The sequence below is a fragment of the Aetokthonos hydrillicola CCALA 1050 genome (genome assembly GCF_017591665.1).
GTDB lineage: Bacteria > Cyanobacteriota > Cyanobacteriia > Cyanobacteriales > Nostocaceae > Aetokthonos > Aetokthonos hydrillicola.
Genome location: NZ_JAAKGC010000086.1, coordinates 1 through 17,581, shown reverse-complemented (window position 1 = coordinate 17,581; position 17,581 = coordinate 1). Strand labels below are relative to the sequence as shown.

Genomic DNA, 17,581 nt, shown 5'->3' with positions numbered 1-17,581 from the left:
CTTTCAAAAGTTTCGCAGCTAGCGTTGTGAAGCACCGTTCTTTGTTCAGCAGCGCTTAGCCGATCATAAAAACCTCAGCAAAGCTTCGCTCTGTGTTCCTAAGCTAACAAACCACCGAAGAAGTCGAGCGTGTCTTTTAGTGCTTTGATAAAAACGTCAATCTCCTCGCGAGTATTGTAGAACGATAAACTAGCTCTTGCAGTTGCTGGAACATTCAAATAACGGTGTAATGGCTGTGTACAATGGTGTCCAGAACGGATTGCAACGCCTTCTTGATCTAGTAATGTAGATAAGTCATTAGCGTGAACATTCGCGGCGGTAAAAGCAGCTAGTGCAGCTCTGCCTAAACCTGCTACTTTAGGCTTAGGACCATAAATGCGAATTTCTGGGATCTTCCCTAATTGATCGAATAGATAAGCAGTTAACTCTGCTTCGTAGGAATAGATTTTATCCATCCCAATCTCAGTCAAGTAGTCTACTGCTGCACCAAGAGCGATCGCTTCCCCGATTGCTGGTGTACCCGCCTCAAATTTGTGCGGTAGATCAGCATAGGTAGAATGGTCTAAAAACACCTCTGCGATCATTTCTCCACCACCTAAAAAAGGAGGCATTGCTCGCAATAGTTCCAACTTACCATACAAAAAGCCTATCCCTGTAGGAGCATACATTTTATGTCCAGATGCTACCAGCCAATCACAGTCTATTTGCTGTACATTAATAGGCATGTGTGGAATACTTTGACAAGCATCTATTAAAACTTTTGCGCCGTGTTCGTGAGCGATCGCACAAATTTCCCTGACTGGGTTAATACAACCCAAGGTGTTAGAGACATGAACAACAGAAACAAGTTTAGTGTTGTCAGAAATCAGCTCTTGAAATTGCTGCAAATCAAAAGTTTCTTCTGATGTCAGTTCAACAAACTTCAGCACCGCGCCAGTCTTTTGCGCAACGAAATGCCAAGGAACCAAATTACTATGGTGTTCCATCACCGACAGAATAATTTCATCACCTGGCTTTAAGTTACTCATACCCCAGGTATAAGCAACCAAGTTAATCGCTTCACTTGCATTACGGGTAAAGACAATTTCCTGACGCGATGCAGCATTTATAAAACTAGCAACTTTATCTCGCGAAGCTTCATAAGCGTCTGTTGCTTTAGCGCTGAGGGTATGTACACCGCGATGAACATTAGAATTGTATTGCTCGTAGTAGTCTCTCAAGGTGTTGAGTACGAGCAAAGGTTTTTGGGATGTAGCAGCGTTGTCAAAATAAACTAATGGTTTGTCGTTGACTTGTTGATGGAGTATTGGGAAGTCAGCACGTACTTTGTCTGCTAGGGTTTTTTCTTGAGTAAATGTCATAAGGCATTATTGGGCATGGGGCAATGGGCATGGGGCAATGGGCATGGGGCAATGGGCATGGGGCATGGGGTATTAAGGACTTAGTATTTACTCGTTCCTCTGCTCCTCTGCTCCTCTGCTACTCTGCTCGCTACCCCATGCGCTATGCCCTATGCCCTATTCACAAACTTTGTAAGTTTCTCTGTTAGAGAAGGAACTGGTATTTGATTGATAATTTCGTTAGCAAAGGCGTCGATTAATAAGCTGCGAGCGTCATTTTCATCAATACCTCGGCTTTGAAGATAGAAGATTTCATCATCTTCGAGCTGACTAACAGTAGCACCGTGGGCACATTTGACGTTATCGGCTGTAATTTCAAGTTGGGGTTTGGTATCAACTCTAGCCTTAGATGATAACAGCAAATTGCGGTTTAATTGCGTTGCGTCAGTCAACTGTGCGGGTTTGGGAACCAAAATTTTGCCGTTGAAAACTGAGTGAGCGCGATCGCCAACAATACACTTTTGTAGTTGCTGGCTTTTTCCATAGGGATGATTAAGAGAAATTAGGCTGTGAGTATCAGCCAATTGAGTTCCCTTAACAATCGTCAAACCGTTGAGAGTCGTTTCAGTTTGCTCTCCAGTTTGAAAAATCTCTAAATTATGGCGTGCTAGCTGAGCACCTAAAGCGATCGCATGACAACTATATCGACTATAACGTGCTTGAGAAGTTACAGTCTTACCAATATGAAACGCTGATTCGCTATCTTGCTGTAACCTAACGTGAGTTACCTGAGCATTTTCCTCTAACCAAATCTCAGTCACCGCGTTGGTGAAGTAAACCGCTTCGTTTGCATTGTCGAGGTTCGTATACTCCTCAACAAAACTCACCTGCGAACCACGTTCCGCTATTACCAAACAACGGGGAAACGAAATCGTTGGTGTCTCACTACTAGCAGAAATAAACAGCAGATGAATAGGAGTTTCAACCACCACATTCTTAGCTACCACTACCACAGCAGCGTCTCTCATTCCTGTGGTATTGAGAGATGTTAACACCTCCTCAGATCCTGAAGCAGAACCTAAATAGCCACGCACACGGGAGTTTAAAATGTCTTCTGGTAAACTTGCCAAATTACTAACAACTATACCATCAGGTAACCCTACGACTGATGATAATTCCGGTGCATAAACACCATTAACGAAAACCAAGCGACTATGAGCGGCTTCTGGTAGATTTGGGAGGGCGTCTGATTGTAAAGATGTGAGATTTTGTGTCTCTAAATTAAACTCGACTTGTCGTAGAGAAGACAAATCAGTGAAACGCCATTCCTCATCACGGGTTGTCGGGATAGTTGACTGACGTACGAAAAGTGCAGCGCGTTCTCGTAATTCTTTCAACCAACTAGATGTTTGTGAGTCAATCCCATCTGGAGAAGCTGCACGTGCCTTCTCTAAAATATGATTTAACAACCGAGTTAAATAAATATCTCTATCTAATACATTAGAAGTCACATTAGGAATTCGACTAGGAGACGCTGGAGTAGACATTACACACCCACCTCAGTCGCAGTTTCCTCAAGAATCCAGTCGTAACCACGCGATTCTAACTCTAGCGCCAGTTCCTTACCACCAGAAACGATAATTCTACCTCGTGCCATCACGTGAACATAATGTGGCACGATGTAATTCAGTAATCTTTGGTAGTGAGTGATCATGATTGTGGCATTTTCAGGGCTAGTTAATTGATTTACGCCATTTGCCACAATTTTCAGCGCATCAATATCCAAACCCGAATCTGTTTCATCTAAAATTGCCAGTTTCGGTTCTAAAAGTGCCATTTGCAGAATTTCGTTCCGCTTTTTCTCACCACCGGAAAAGCCTTCGTTTAAACTGCGGCTCAGGAAAGCGGGATTCATTTTTACCACTTCCAGCTTTTGTTCTACCAAATCGTCGAAATCAAAAGCATCCAATTCTTCTAAACCCTGCGCCTTACGACGGGAATTGTAAGCGACGCGCAAAAAGTCTAAATTGCTAACACCAGGAATTTCTAACGGATATTGAAACGCCAAAAACACGCCAGATCTCGCGCGCTCCTCGGGTTCCATTTCCAATAAATTTTGCCCTTGGAAAATCACTTCTCCGCCAGTCACCTTGTATGCTGGGTGTCCAGCCAAAACTTTCGAGAAGGTACTTTTTCCTGAACCATTTGGTCCCATAATCGCATGGATTTCACCCAACTTAACCTCAAGATTCACACCCTTGAGGATTGGGGTTCCGTCAACTTCAGCCGTTAAATCCTTTACAGATAATACTACGTTGTTCTCAGTCATTTCTCTCTCTCTTTTAGGTCATAGCAGTACTTTAGCGCTATAACAAAGCGCTAAAGTTCTCACTATAAGCATTAACCAACACTACCTTCTAACTTGAGACTTAACAGCTTATCAGCTTCTACAGCAAACTCCATAGGTAACTGATTGAAAACGTCTTTACAGAAACCGCTAATCATCATTGAAACGGCGTCTTCTGCTGAAATACCTCGTTGTGCGAAGAAGAATAGTTGATCTTCTCCGATTTTTGAGGTAGAAGCTTCATGCTCGATTTTGGCACTACTATTCTGAGCTTGGATATAAGGGAAAGTGTTAGCGTGAGCATTATCCCCAATTAGCATTGAGTCACACTGGGAATAGTTTCTTGCTCCTTCCGCTTTGGGGTTAACTTTCACCAAACCGCGATAGCTGTTGCTAGATTGACCAGCAGAAATTCCTTTAGAGATGATTGTACTACGGGTGTTCTTCCCGATGTGGATCATTTTCGTCCCAGTATCGGCTTGCTGCATATTATTAGTCAGCGCGACTGAGTAAAATTCACCAACAGAGTTATCACCTACCAGTACACAGCTGGGATATTTCCAAGTGATTGCAGAACCAGTTTCAACTTGTGTCCAAGAAATCTTGGAGTTTACACCTTGACACAATCCTCGCTTGGTAACGAAGTTGTAAATACCGCCTTTGCCGTTGGCATCGCCAGCGTACCAGTTTTGCACTGTAGAATATTTGATCTCGGCGTTATCAAGTGCGACGAGTTCAACAACAGCAGCGTGCAACTGATTGGTATCATACATCGGCGCAGTACAGCCTTCTAAATAAGAAACATAGCTGCCTTCTTCCGCGACGATCAGTGTTCGCTCGAATTGTCCTGTGTCGCCGTTGTTAATTCGGAAGTAAGTAGACAATTCCATTGGGCATTTTACGCCTTTGGGTATATAGACAAAGGAACCGTCACTGAATACGGCGGCGTTTAGCGCAGCAAAATAGTTATCCGCTGCTGGAACAACACTACCCAAATACTTCTTTACTAATTCGGGGTGTTCGTGTAAGGCTTCGGAAATAGAGCAGAAAATCACACCTTCTTTCGCCAGCTTTTCTTTAAAGGTTGTGGCGATGGAAACGCTGTCAAAAATCGCATCAACAGCGACGTTAGATAGGCGTTTTTGTTCCGATAGTGGTATACCAAGCTTTTCAAATGTTTCTAGAACTGCTGGATCAACTTCGTCTAAGCTGTTCAGCTTTTTCTTGTTCTGCTTCTTCGGCGCAGAGTAATAAATGATATCTTGGTAATTAATTGGCGGATAATTGACGTTAGCCCAACTTGGCTCTGTCATTTTCAACCACTGACGATAAGCTCTGAGGCGAAATTCCAGCATAAACTCCGGCTCATCCTTTTTCGCTGAGATTAAGCGGATGATGTTCTCGTTTAGTCCACGTGGAATAGTGTCAGCTTCAATGTCAGTGACAAAGCCGTATTTATAAGGCTGATTGACTAAGGTCTTGACAGTGGCACTCATCATTAGTTTAGTGTTCTCTTGTGTTCACAGTTGGAAATCTCTTTAAGGATGGGAGACGGATAATTTACCCATGATTCCCATCTTCTGTAGCCGAGTTGCTACACGGCTGTTAGAATAAGGATAGAAACTAAAACAACATACTTGTTGTTTAATATAAATTCATTTTACGCTAGATTAACAACAATAGTGTTGTTTAAGTCAAATTTTCTAATAAATTTTTGGGACGCAGATGGCGACTACCCACCAGTCCTCAACCAAGCAAGATATCCTAGAATATCTTTTGAAACACTCGCAAGCGACGGCGCACCAGCTAGCCGCAGCGTTAGATATTAGTCCTCAAGCGATTCGCCGCCATCTCAAGGATTTGGAGGCGGAAAGTTTAATTTTGTTTCTGTCGACACAGACGGGAATGGGGCGTCCGCAACATGTTTATGAACTGAGTGACCATGGGCGCGATCGCCTAAGTCGTACAGTCAGCGATCAATTTGGAGATAGCTACGGTCAGTTTGCTGTTTCTCTGCTGGATACACTAGCAGAAACAGTGGGGCCAGACCAAGTTAGTTCAATCTTAAGGAAACAGTGGGTACGTAAAGCCCAGGAATATCGAGAGCATTTAGGGAATGCACCACTATCTGAGAGAGTAGCAACCTTAGTAGAACTGAGAAAATCTGAAGGTTACATGGCCGAGTACCACTTGGTGGATACCAGTGAGTCATCGTCATGCGATCGCTTTATTTTAATTGAGCATAATTGTGCGATTTCCAATGTGGCTGAGTCTTTCCCTAGTGTATGTGGTCATGAATTAGAAATGTTTGCAGCGGTGCTACCCGACTGTACTGTTGAGCGCACCCACTGGATTATCAATGGGGAACACCGTTGTGGCTATTTAGTACAAGCACGCAAACAAAAGCCTAACAGCTAGATGTATATTGTTCATATTAAATTTTATTTCATTAATAATAGTTAATCGGTAATCTGTTTTACCAATCACAAATTAGCGATTAGTAAATTACGATACATATGAATTCACCATCACAGCAACCGTCAACCCAATTTTTAACGCTAGAAGAGTCCGCAAAGGTAGATGGCGCTTTGCTTTCTTCTTCTGAAAAATTCTTAACTAGGTTGACAATTTCTTCACTTCAGCTTTTGAAACATATTGCGCAAGAATACGGTGTTGATGTTGAAAATTTGACACCAGAACAAATCATTGCTTGGTTTGAAAAGGACGGTAAAATCCGCCGCGAGCAGGGAATAGATGCTGCGTATTTAAAATGGTAGGGGCGCAAGGCATTGCACCCTATAAGAATAAGGCATTGCGCCAACCAATAGTAAAAAAGCACCTAAAAAAAGGTGCTGAAGATGGGAGCAATATTCTGTTGTGCAATTTTTTACGTATTGTAAGTGTTAACACGCGGACTACGAGTACCTGCGACAGCTCCAATCATTGAAGCGAGTAAACCTAATAAGGAACCAAAGACAAACCACCACAATCCTGTACGTACATTTGCCGCTATATCACGAGCTTGTTGTGCTGATACTGATGGTGCGGTTTGAGGTAAGTTAGCACCCTGCTGTATTACTGCTCCTGCATTGGAAGCGGCAATACCAAAAGCACCTGAAACTCCGCTTGCCAATAGCCAGGAACTCAGTGCTAAAGTTGTCGCCCAGAGAATTGCACCATTAAGAAGAGCTGTATTACGGTTCATGGGACCACAAGCACGAGCGGTAACCCAACCACCGGTAAACAAAGAAATTAATAAGGCAATTGTTGACCAAATACCTATATTACGAGTCACGTCAGCTGATATTGATCTTGGTCTACCTGAGCCTTCAATAACACCTGCTCCAATTGCGCTAAACAAAGCACTGAGAATTAATTGAGTTGTTAAAGCAATTAATAATCCACCAATAATTGGTCCCCAGCGAACACGGTCGTGATACTCAGCAACGCGATTGACTACAGCAGGTTCAATAACCTCATCGCCTACTCTGTTGGTGTAAGACATAGATACATAATCCTTTTAATTTTTCTAGTAATTCGTTGAGCTATTCTCGTGCTTATGTCTAAAATTAAATGGCTGATTTTGATCGAAAGACTCCATCATCAGAAGGAGTTAATAACTCTATCCGAAGTAATAATAATTTTAGATTTCATAAAACTTAATAAATAATTTATCCCAAAGACGTTATTTGCAGAACATTCTATTTTTTTATAGAAAACTTTATTAAAATAATTTACATTCTTATCCTCAGCACATACATAAAAGAATTCAGCAATTCTGGAGTCAGGAGTCAGAATACACCACGCATAAAAGGATGGTGTTTTAACGAAAAAGTTTCAAGTTCTGTCTCATCTACAAGGGACGAGGTTTTAAACCAAGAATGATTCTGACTCCTGACTACTTTATAGATAGTGTTTCTATGGCATATTATTCAACTTCTAAAAATCAAAGGATCCAGCGAATATGGACCCCTAGAACTGCGATCGCCATCAGCGGCACGCAAATTTCTAGAGTGCTGTTAGTCAAAGTTTTGACGATATACGGAGAATAGCAATGTCTCTGGGAACCTTGTCTAGTGTTAGAGCTTCTTAGAGAAGGAGCAAACTTCTAAACCAAAGGTTTATAGATAAAGGTATATTTAACATGGCAAAAAAATCTTAAAGGACATTACTCCCGTGTATACACTGAGAAACCTGTTTGAAAATCAATAGTATATATTCACACTTGTAACCTTGATTTTTACAAAATAGCTAATCTAAAAATTACGATTAAGTAATAATTTGTAGATCATCTACATTGTCACTGTAAGAAAATAAACTTGTGTTTTATAGTGAAAACCCTGTAACAGTGTCATGGATTATAAATATTTTGTAAAACTAAACAAACTAGCGTTTTCAAAATACAGGATTTTTGTTTTAATGGACAAACAATCACGGAAATTGTGGAAGCAGTGGTAAAAACTTTCAGGTAATTTACTGTGTACAAAAAAACATCATTAGTAGTAAGTATTCTTATAACGGGAACTATTGCTACAACAAGACCCTCAGTAACTCAAGCACAAGTATTATTAGCACCACCAAAAAGCACTGTAGAGGTCAAAGAACTACTACAAGAAGGGCGTAGGCTAGTAGATACAGGTGATTACAACGGCGCGATCGCCATTTATCAACAGGCAGCAACTCTAGAACCAAAAAACCCGACTATCTACTCTGGTATTGGGTACTTATATGCTCAACAAGGAAATTTCCCGTCTGCGTTAGCAGCTTATCGCCGTGCTGTAAGTCTTAATCCTAATAATGGAGATTATCAATACGCTTTAGGTTACGTTAGTGGTACTTTGGGAGACAACAAGAGAGCTAAAGAAGCTTATCGCCGTGCGATACAGCTTAACAGAGGTAATGTCAATGCCTATTTAGGACTGGGTACAGTTCTGCTGCGCTTAGGAGACTATAATAATGTACTCTGGGCATCAGAACAAGCCATGAAGATTGATGCAAGAAATCCCCAAGCCTATGAGTTAAAGGGCACACTGTTAATGAAGCGTGGTAAATCCAGAGATGCAATCACTGTGTTTAAAAAAGCCCGCGACTTGTATAGACAGCAAGGTAAGTCAGATAGCGTCGCTAGGGTAGAAGCTGTGCTGCGCAATTTAGGGGTGATGTAAAAAAAGATGAAAATATTTAGACTCATCACATTCCCTTAAATCCGATTTTACTTTCAACTTCTCTTAATTGAGCTATAGAATTATCCTGTAGATTTTTACGCTGCAGTAATTGTTGGCGGTAAACTCCAAATTGGCTAATCATAATCCCAAAAACAACGATCGTTCCGCCAACATATTGCGCAAAAGTCGGTGCTTCTCCTAAAATTAAATATGCTGTAATAACCGCTATAATTGGAGTAAAAGAACCAATTAAAGACGCTTGCGCTACACTAGTTAAGCGTGATCCCACAGTCCAAGAAGACTGACCAAGTACTACAATTACAGGACCGTAAATCAACATCCATTTCCAAAGAAAAGGTGAAAATGCCTCCATAAAATGGTGTTGACCGTAGAGTATTAAGGCAGTCGAAAAAAATATGACTGTTCCCAGAGACGTTCGGTAGATAGTATAGATACCTAAAGGGATTCTTAATAGTTTTCCCTTTGCAATGATTGTGGAAATAGATCCGGCAAAAGAGGCAATTATAGTACAAATTTCTCCAGTTCCAAAAGTAAACATATTTTTCATAACCATCATGTCTTGAGCATGACTTGGCAATGCGATTGTAAGAAATACTCCCAAAAAGGACACAGATGCACCAATGAGTCCCCAAATATTGATTTGTTCTCGCAACAACCAAATTGAAAAAGCTATAGTTAAAGCTGGTTCTACCCGACCAATTAAAACTATATTATTAACGTTTGTTGTTGCCAGTGCTTGAAAAATTAAAGCAGGTACAAGTGCGCTACCAATTATTGAAGTAATCGAAAGATACAACCATTGATTTCGAGTTATTAGCTTTAATCTACTTGGGCTCCATTCTCGTCCATAAAGGATTAGCAACACCAATAGAGCGCAGATATTCCCTACAAATAAAATATTACAAAGCGAAACTGGGTTGTGACCATTTACATATTTTGCTGCACCGATTTCTGTTATCTTACGAGTGACAGGACTTGAAGCACCAAAGATAAGAACGGCAAAAAATAAATAAATTTGACCTGGCAAATTGCGAGTAAGTAGAAGACGGAATAACCTCATTTAGCTGAGCGATCGCTAGTTACGATAGACTATTTTGTCTCGGGACTGACCTGAATTGTACAATGCTTCACATTACATTGCAGTTCGTAAAGTTTATAAACATATTTTTCTTGCCAACTTAACGGGATTTCTAATAAATCTCGAGTCCCTGTCATTCCTTGTCCAATAAACAGTAACACAGCAAAAACATTTAGAATGGTGTGAACAAGTCGCCACCTATTAGTTCTATCTTTATAAATTTCTTGAATAATTGCTAGTGAAAAAATCATTAGCATTGCAGCGGTAATACCATAATAATAATGGGATACGTACCACTCATTACCACGACGGAAAACTTCTGGTTGACAACCTAGTAAAACTAACCCCATCCCGCTTAAAGTCGCAAATACTCCTCGCCATATTTTGGTTTTAGCTCTATAGAGCATTACCAATGAAGCGATAGTAGCAAAATTTATAGCAATTACAAAAATAACACGCAAAGGCTCTTTGACAAAAACTTGTTTTTCTAAGATTTTGGAAAAAATAGCATATCCAAGTCCTAGCAGTGTTAAACCTACTATTGATCCGCTTAAGAAACGCCCAATTTTAACATGTTCTTGTCCAACAACTGGAGGAATTTTGCTTTTACCCCCAGATACACTTTCTAGACGGCGTTGACGAGTTTGCCATGCAAAATTCACTACTATGCCGATTAGAGGAAAAACAAAAAAAACTGCGATCGCTGGATGTAATAAAGCAAAAAAATCTTTCGCTTCCATAACAAACTTCCTCAAAAACTGTAAACAAAATTAGATTCCTGTAAAGAGACTATGGGATAATGGCAATATTACCCCATGTATTTATTAACTCCCTATTACTTTACTTCTGCTGGAGGAAACTTAGCAATTTTACCTTGTTTCACTGCTACTACGACATCAAACGTTGAACAGTACGAAAACGTAACATTATTTGTTTTGTTGTAAAGATTCACAACCGTTCCTGCTCCTCCTGGTTGAATTCCTATTGGTTCTAGATCACCGAAGAAAAATCGACGCATAGCATCACCAGTACCAACTTTTCCTTTGCTAGAAGCAATCATTTCAATATGTTGCTTCGGAGTCATACCCGTGGCATCTTTCATCTCTTGAGCAAATGCTTTATTGCTATTATTTATAGTAACCCGGACGGGTACATCCCAAAGAGTGAAAAGACTACCTAGCAGAATAGTTGTTAGTAAAAATTTAGATTTCATGGTGTTAAATCCTCTCTTATCAAGATTGCTCAAATTACCGATAAGTATCTTCATTCAAATCTAAAACAATCAATTGACTTGGAGATTGTATCTATGATTTTCCTGCTGAACAATTACCGTATTTTTCAGCAGGAGCCTAAACCTTTTGCCTATAGGCAGTACATGATTAGAATCAATTTCTCGGATAAACTTTATGCATCAAAATATTTCTTAATAAAAAAGATACGAAATATCTATAAAAATGAACAAATGTAACTAAAACATTGACAAATGACGTTATTTCTTATAAAGAGTTCTAGGATTGAAAAATAATTTTTCTTTTGATACGAGTTATCACACCATCATTCTGTAACTTGGTTAAAGTACGTGATAATACTTCTGGAGCAATACCGATATCAGTGGCGATGTCTTTGAGCGGATGCTCTAAATCCACAATTTTTTCATTAGGAGGAGTTATAACACGCAAGTAATGTAATACGCGATCGCGTGCAGAACGAATCCCTCGCAGTTCTAAAAGCAATTTTGTGTAGTGTAATCGTCGTGCTAGCTGTTCTGTAAAGCTTTTTGATAAGTTAATATCTTCCTCTAATGCTTTCAAAAATAGTTGCTTGGGAAAAGAAATAACCTTTGTTTTAATTTCTGCAACTGCAGTACAAACGTAGATTTCGTTAAACAGTGCAACTTCTGCAAAATACTGCCCTGGTTTGACAGAATAATGATTAATTATTTTACCTGCATCACTGAAGTGAAGAAGCTTAATGCATCCGAAGTCAACTGCAAAAATCGCATGTACTGGTTCATTTTGACGAAAGAGAATTTCTCCCTCTGCTAAATTTCGGTAGGCGATCGCGTTATGTAAGTAAGCTGGTAATTCTTCTAATTTAAAACTACGCATAAACGAGTATATTAGCCAATCAACATAAAAATAATGATTATTATACGAAAATTGTTAGTCCTTGGCTCTTGTGCTCTTAACCCATAATACAGCTAAGTAGAGATTATCCTATTTCTAAGTATTGAAGCATAATTAATTACACGAACGTTATTTATTATAGTACTCTTTTACTAGAACAATCTTAATAAAAGGCAATTTAGAAGACTCTACGTTTCTAATTGAGGAATGTATAAAATTTATTCAAAAAACTAACTAGAAAATTTTGACGTTCCCGACTATTATTGAATTTGCTTTAGCTGAAGCCTCGTAACCTTGCACCGTATCAAATATTACAATGAATTATCTTCAAGAATGGGGCAATAGCTGTGTCGATGACCAATTGACTAGTTTAAACGTTGTACCCCTAGATGGCTCGTGCCCACTAAATTATTTACTATACGCGGATGCCTTGCCCCGCCGAAATGATGGTAGAGTAAGCTACAACATCCTGAAGCGTTATGAACACACAGAACAAGGAGGTTGGTGGTGTTCTGGTATAGATTTACTGACAGGAAATGATGACTTATGGGGTTGTTTTAAACCCAGTCAACCGCGTCGCAATAGTGACACCGGTAAAATTATTAAGTACGAACATCCACCCTTAGCGCCAACTGGACTATTTGCGCTCCGAGTGCCGCTTCATCTTTGGCAACGGATAGCTGATCGCAATAAAGTTACCTTACACCCGGAGGAGATTGATCACGACCAAGCTGATCAAGGTTTTTGGCAATGGCTGATTTCTCATCCAGAAATCCCTTTATGTATTACAGAAGGAGCTAAAAAAGCAGGAGCGTTACTTACAGCAGGCTATGCCGCGATCGCCATTCCTGGAGTGTATGGCGGTTACCGTGTTCCAAGAGATGAGAAGGGAACCCGCATTGGCAAATCTCGTCTGATTCCTCAGTTATCAAAATTAGGATCTGCTCAAAGATCTGTCTATATAACCTTTGACCAAGACTCCAAACCATCTACCATTAAGGCTGTAAGCGCTGCTATCCGACAATTAGGATATTTGTTTACACAACAAGGATGTTCTGTCAAAGTCATTACTTGGAATTCTGAGCTTGGTAAAGGCGTAGATGATCTTATCGCTACTCACGGGGAAGCTGCATTTGATACAGCGTATCAAGCGGCGGTACCTCTTGATACTTGGAAAGCTCAATCTTTGATGCGACTCACTTATCTTCCAGATTTACAAGTGAATCGTCGCTATTTAGGAGAGGTTTCAATTCCAGAGGATGTTAAACTGATTGGCATCAAATCTCCGAAAGGTACTGGTAAAACCCAGTTGTTAGAAAGCATTGTTGAACAAGCTTTAGCTCGCCAGCAATGGATATTAGTCATTGGTCATCGGGTGCGATTAGTAGAAGCTTTGTGTCAGCGTTTTGGAATCAACTATGTCACACAAGTTAAGGACGATGAAAAAGGTAGTCTTTTAGGTTACGGACTTTGTATTGATTCACTTCATCCTTCTTCTGGTGTTCGTTTTGAGGCTGCCAAATGGTCGGATGGAGTCGTGATTATTGATGAAGTCGAACAAGTTCTTTGGCATGGATTGGATTCCAGTACCTGTAGTAACAATCGAGTTGCGATTCTGAAGTCTTTAAAGACTCTCATGCAGAATGTTTTGGGAGGGAATGGTCAAGTTTTCGTGGCGGATGCTGATTTGAGCGATGTCTCGCTAGACTACCTCGTTTCCCTATCAGGACTTCCTATCAAACCGTTTATTATTCATAATACTTGGAAACCGAATGCTTCAGAATCTTGGCAAGTACACAACTACACAGAAAACACTCCCGAAAGACTGCTGCAAGACTTAGAAAAACACATCGCTGAAGGTGGAAAGCCTTTTGTGTGTCTTTCTGCTCAAAAACTCAAGAGTCAGTGGAGTACTTGTACTTTGGAAGCTTATCTACAAAAGCAATTTCCTAAAGCAAAAATACTCCGCATTGATTCAGAATCTCTTACTGAACCTACACATCCTGCGTACGGATGTATTACCAATCTGAATCAAGTTTTGAGTAACTATGATATCGTGCTAGCAAGTCCGGCAATTGAAACGGGAGTGAGTATTGAGCTTTCAGGACACTTCACTTCAGTTTGGGGTATTGCTCAAGGAATTCAAAGTGAGAACTCAGTACGTCAAGCTTTAGGACGTATCCGAGAGAATTTGCCACGTTTTGTCTGGATAGCAACCTCTGGTTTTAATCGAGTTGGTAATGGCTCAACTTCAATTCCTTCGTTGTTGACTTCTGGTCATAGTCTTACGCAACTTAATATCAGATTATTACAACAATCTGACTTTGATGCACTCGATGATATTGAGGTTGGTTTTCAAGCTGAATCGCTGCTTGCTTGGGCAAAAATAGCTGTTCGACACAATGCTTCAATGCTTCAGTATCGGGAGTCAATACTAGCATCACTGCGTCATGAAGGTCATCAAATTATTAATGTCTCCTCTTCACAAAGATGGGATTGCGAAAATCCTCCGGATCTCCGTGTTTGTGCGTCTAGTGATACTCAAGTTGAGATAAATTTTCTCTCTGCTGCAATTGCTGAGGTGAGACACCAAAATTATCAAGCTGAATGTCAGGCGATCGCATTCGCACCAGACATGAGTGATGGCGACTATTCAGCATTACAAAAACGATTAGTCAAAAACGTTTGTGAGCGACGTTCTCTTCGTAAGCATGAGTTAAAGCTACGCTATGGTGTTCCGGTTACATCTGAGCTTGTAGCCAAAGATGATCAAGGTTGGTATCCTAAGCTTTTACTCCATTATTTTCTCACTATAGGTCGGGGAAATTTGGCAGAACGAGATGCAGCGATCGCACGTAAACAAATTGAGTTAGGAGACGGCAGTATATTTTTACCAGACTTCAACCGCTCACAAATGGGAGTTGCTGTCGGAACAATGGAACTCTTAGGGATAAAAGTTTTATTAGAATTCCCACAACGAGAATTAAAAAACGTAGATGACGACTTAAAAGCGGTGGCTAAACTAGCTCTATCTAACCGTGCTGCAATCAAAACTGCACTAGGTATTGGACTAGCTCAAAATTCCACTCCTATTACCATCATTAAACGTTTATTAGACAAAATTGGTTACAGTCTTAAATGTATTGGTTACCAGGGCAAAGGTTCCAGCCGAACAAGAGTATATCAGCTGGTTAGCCCTAACGATGGTCGTTTTGAGGTGTTCAACTATTGGTTAGCTTCTAGTACTCATGAGTTAGAAATGTCTGAACTGGGACGAGTTTTGAGTTCTAGAAAGATAGAGAGTATAACTAGTGCGGTAGATTCTGATAAATATATTCAACTCAGCCTCGACTTTTCTGCTTAGCTTTCTTTTACCAGCGTTAATCGTCCTTCTTTGTAAGCCTGCCTCAGTGCTATAGCTTCTGCCACGATCTGCTGAGCGCTAAATCCCTCTTCATCAATCATCTTTTGCAGGGTTGTTCCTGTCTGCTGATCCTCTTCATGGATAGGTGGAATTTGGCAGTATCTACCACCATTTTTTGTCCGTCGCCAAATACTGGGTTTTGAGAGTTTTGAAACTTTTGGTTTACGTTCTTGTGTCATCAGGTGACGCACAGCGTCTTGAGTGATTGCAGTTAAGTCAAGTAGCCTATCTATGACTAACTGGTATTTACTGCTGTTTTCTGCAAGCTGATATATAGTTCTAGGCTCAATCTGAGCTAAATCGCTAGGTGAGAACTTTTCAAAAGCTGTGGCTACTTTGATGTATTTTTTTTCCTCACCCTTCCATCCCTGTTCACGAAGTAACTTATTATACTCTGCTCTTGAACACTTCCGTTTTTGGTGAGCTAACCAGAAGGCATGATATAGGATTGTTTCGGTTGCATCAGCTAAAGTTTGGAAGGAAAAATTTTTGTCATCAACCCTCTTGGTGTGGATTGGTTGTTTGATCTGGGCTGCTATCGCACTCTGCACTTGTGTCATCATAAGGACTGTTTAAATCTAAGGGTCTGATTTTAAAACTAATATGGTCTTAGCGAAATGGTGCTCAGCATTTATTCAGTTATCAGTAAACAGTTATCAGTTATCACTGCACCATAAGCCTTGCTCACTGAATAACTGTTTACTGTTCACTGTCTTAATAGAACAATTGTACTAAATAATAGAACAATTGTACTACCAAAACGCAAAAAAATCTTCAAAGATGCTAAATCTTTAGGAGGAAATTGTCAAAGGTTTACATGTGGGAAGTTGCGGATGGTATGATATAATGCGCCCATACTAGGTCATGTCGGATGAGGAAAGTTGACTTTTTCCGTTATTTTTGGCCTTTAGCTGCCACGCTCGTTGTTGTCGCCTTGATATTAGTTGGTTGTTCAGGAAAATTAACCCAGCTACTGCCAACGAAACAAGCTCCACCGCAAGTTGCGAGTGTTCATCTCATTTTAGGAAATCCTAGCGATGCTACAGACAGTGTTACTGATGCTGATAATTACTTGATGGTGAAGCCTCAATATGCCTTGTCATACAACAAAAGTAAAGGAACCCTTAATTGGGCAAGCTGGCAGTTGAATAAATCATGGTTGGGAAATGTAGACCGTCAAAATAACTTCCGTCCTGATGATACTCTTCCTACTAAATGGGAGCGGGTGACTCCTAGTGCTTATATTGGATCAGGTTACGATAAAGGTCATGTGGTTCCTTCAGCCGATCGCACTCGAAGTGTAGACGATAACTCTGCGACTTTCTTGATGACGAATATTATGCCTCAAACACCAGACAATAATCGGCGGACTTGGGAGGGCTTAGAAAGCTATTGTAGAGAACTGGTAGTAAAGCAAGGAAAAGAACTCTACATAATTGCTGGACCATTCGATAGCCAAAGCCAACCCCTCAAAGGTAAAGTAACAATACCTCAAACAACTTGGAAAGTTATTGTCATCTTAGATCGCCCTGGAATGGGGCTTACTGGTGTTACTACTGATACTCGAGTTATTGCAGTCAATATACCCAACAAGCAAGGTATCAATCCTGACTGGACAGCTTATAAGCTGACCGTAGACGAGCTAGAAGATCTTACAGACTATAACTTTCTTTCTAACTTAGCTCCAGCCATACAAGATGTGATTGAAGAAAAAATAGACACGCAATGAAAGAGGAGTCAGAAGTCAGGAGTCAGGAGTCAGGAGTCAGAATACACGCCAACATTATCAGTGATCAGTGATCAGTTACCAGTGAACAGCCGATAACTGATAACTGATCACTGATCACTGGTAACTGAATTGTCGGAAGACACAGCGAGCAATAATAAAACCATCTCCGACCATAGTTGACCAAAACTTCAATACGGGAATTGCAGATATATTAAGAGTAAGCTTTTCCACATTTAAGTTCCATTTTGCTCTATTAGTCAGAAAAGCTTCAAACCCCATGCCCCATGCCCTATGCCCCTTGTCGACAACCCGGGGGGCCCCTCACCCAGCCGGGCGCTGATTATTTTACTT

The 17,581-nt window shown here is 40.4% G+C and carries 15 protein-coding genes; 5 read left to right on the top strand and 10 right to left on the bottom strand.

The annotated features are described in order from the left end of the window. Positions 1-98: 98 nt before the first annotated feature. The 4 genes from G4P69_RS28810 to sufB all read right to left on the bottom strand — a co-directional run bounded on the left by G4P69_RS28810 (position 99) and on the right by sufB (position 5,183). The gene (locus G4P69_RS28810) at positions 99-1,361 is read right to left on the bottom strand and encodes a SufS family cysteine desulfurase (protein ID WP_208342000.1); all 1,263 of its coding nucleotides are present in this window, start codon (positions 1,359-1,361) and stop codon (positions 99-101) included. 149 nt (positions 1,362-1,510) lie between these two features. Continuing rightward, a complete protein-coding gene (sufD, locus tag G4P69_RS28805; protein WP_208342002.1) occupies positions 1,511-2,887 on the bottom strand; it encodes a Fe-S cluster assembly protein SufD in 1,377 nt (458 codons plus the stop codon). Beyond that, a complete protein-coding gene (gene sufC / locus G4P69_RS28800) occupies positions 2,887-3,669 on the bottom strand; it encodes a Fe-S cluster assembly ATPase SufC (protein WP_208342004.1) in 783 nt (260 codons plus the stop codon). Before sufC ends, sufD begins: the two co-directional genes overlap by 1 nt. 71 nt (positions 3,670-3,740) lie before the next feature. Beyond that, complete coding sequence (sufB, locus tag G4P69_RS28795; RefSeq protein ID WP_208342032.1) at positions 3,741-5,183, bottom strand: Fe-S cluster assembly protein SufB; 1,443 nt, start codon at positions 5,181-5,183, stop codon at positions 3,741-3,743. A 229-nt stretch (positions 5,184-5,412) separates the two neighbouring features. Here sufB and sufR point away from each other — a divergent pair, with 229 nt between their 5' ends. Together sufR and G4P69_RS28785 are read left to right on the top strand one after the other, a co-directional pair. After that, on the top strand, positions 5,413-6,105 hold the full coding sequence (sufR, locus tag G4P69_RS28790; RefSeq protein ID WP_208342006.1) for an iron-sulfur cluster biosynthesis transcriptional regulator SufR: 693 nt from the start codon (positions 5,413-5,415) through the stop codon (positions 6,103-6,105). 98 nt (positions 6,106-6,203) lie between these two features. Further along, on the top strand, positions 6,204-6,464 hold the full coding sequence (locus G4P69_RS28785; RefSeq protein WP_208342008.1) for a hypothetical protein: 261 nt from the start codon (positions 6,204-6,206) through the stop codon (positions 6,462-6,464). A 110-nt stretch (positions 6,465-6,574) separates the two neighbouring features. On the opposite strand, the gene G4P69_RS28780 is transcribed toward G4P69_RS28785, so the two are convergent. Then, positions 6,575-7,192, bottom strand: a complete 618-nt coding sequence (locus tag G4P69_RS28780; RefSeq protein ID WP_208342009.1) for a hypothetical protein — start codon at positions 7,190-7,192, stop codon at positions 6,575-6,577. A gap of 973 nt (positions 7,193-8,165) precedes the next feature. Between G4P69_RS28780 and G4P69_RS28775 the strand changes: the two genes are divergently transcribed. Next, complete coding sequence (locus tag G4P69_RS28775) at positions 8,166-8,852, top strand: tetratricopeptide repeat protein (RefSeq protein ID WP_208342010.1); 687 nt, start codon at positions 8,166-8,168, stop codon at positions 8,850-8,852. A 25-nt stretch (positions 8,853-8,877) separates the two neighbouring features. On the opposite strand, the gene G4P69_RS28770 is transcribed toward G4P69_RS28775, so the two are convergent. From G4P69_RS28770 to G4P69_RS28755, 4 genes are all read right to left on the bottom strand, one after another. Next, positions 8,878-9,900, bottom strand: a complete 1,023-nt coding sequence (locus G4P69_RS28770; RefSeq protein WP_310834280.1) for a DMT family transporter — start codon at positions 9,898-9,900, stop codon at positions 8,878-8,880. Positions 9,901-9,962: 62 nt separating this feature from the next. Then, positions 9,963-10,691: a DUF4079 domain-containing protein gene (locus G4P69_RS28765; protein WP_208342012.1), complete on the bottom strand. Its 729-nt coding sequence runs from the start codon at positions 10,689-10,691 to the stop codon at positions 9,963-9,965. Positions 10,692-10,786: 95 nt separating this feature from the next. Further along, positions 10,787-11,164: a hypothetical protein gene (locus G4P69_RS28760; protein ID WP_208342013.1), complete on the bottom strand. Its 378-nt coding sequence runs from the start codon at positions 11,162-11,164 to the stop codon at positions 10,787-10,789. A 295-nt stretch (positions 11,165-11,459) separates the two neighbouring features. Then, the gene (locus G4P69_RS28755; protein ID WP_208342014.1) at positions 11,460-12,059 is read right to left on the bottom strand and encodes a Crp/Fnr family transcriptional regulator; all 600 of its coding nucleotides are present in this window, start codon (positions 12,057-12,059) and stop codon (positions 11,460-11,462) included. Positions 12,060-12,393: 334 nt separating this feature from the next. Here G4P69_RS28755 and G4P69_RS28750 point away from each other — a divergent pair, with 334 nt between their 5' ends. Continuing rightward, positions 12,394-15,441 (top strand): plasmid replication protein, CyRepA1 family, encoded by a 3,048-nt coding sequence (locus G4P69_RS28750; protein WP_208342015.1) that lies wholly within the window; start codon positions 12,394-12,396, stop codon positions 15,439-15,441. On the opposite strand, the gene G4P69_RS28745 is transcribed toward G4P69_RS28750, so the two are convergent. After that, entirely contained in the window at positions 15,438-16,064 is a 627-nt protein-coding gene (locus G4P69_RS28745; RefSeq protein WP_208342017.1) for a hypothetical protein, read from the bottom strand. The genes G4P69_RS28750 and G4P69_RS28745 overlap by 4 nt on opposite strands. Positions 16,065-16,372: 308 nt before the next feature. Between G4P69_RS28745 and G4P69_RS28740 the strand changes: the two genes are divergently transcribed. Then, entirely contained in the window at positions 16,373-17,230 is an 858-nt protein-coding gene (locus tag G4P69_RS28740; protein ID WP_208342018.1) for a DNA/RNA non-specific endonuclease, read from the top strand. The last annotated feature ends 351 nt before the right edge of the window (positions 17,231-17,581 follow it).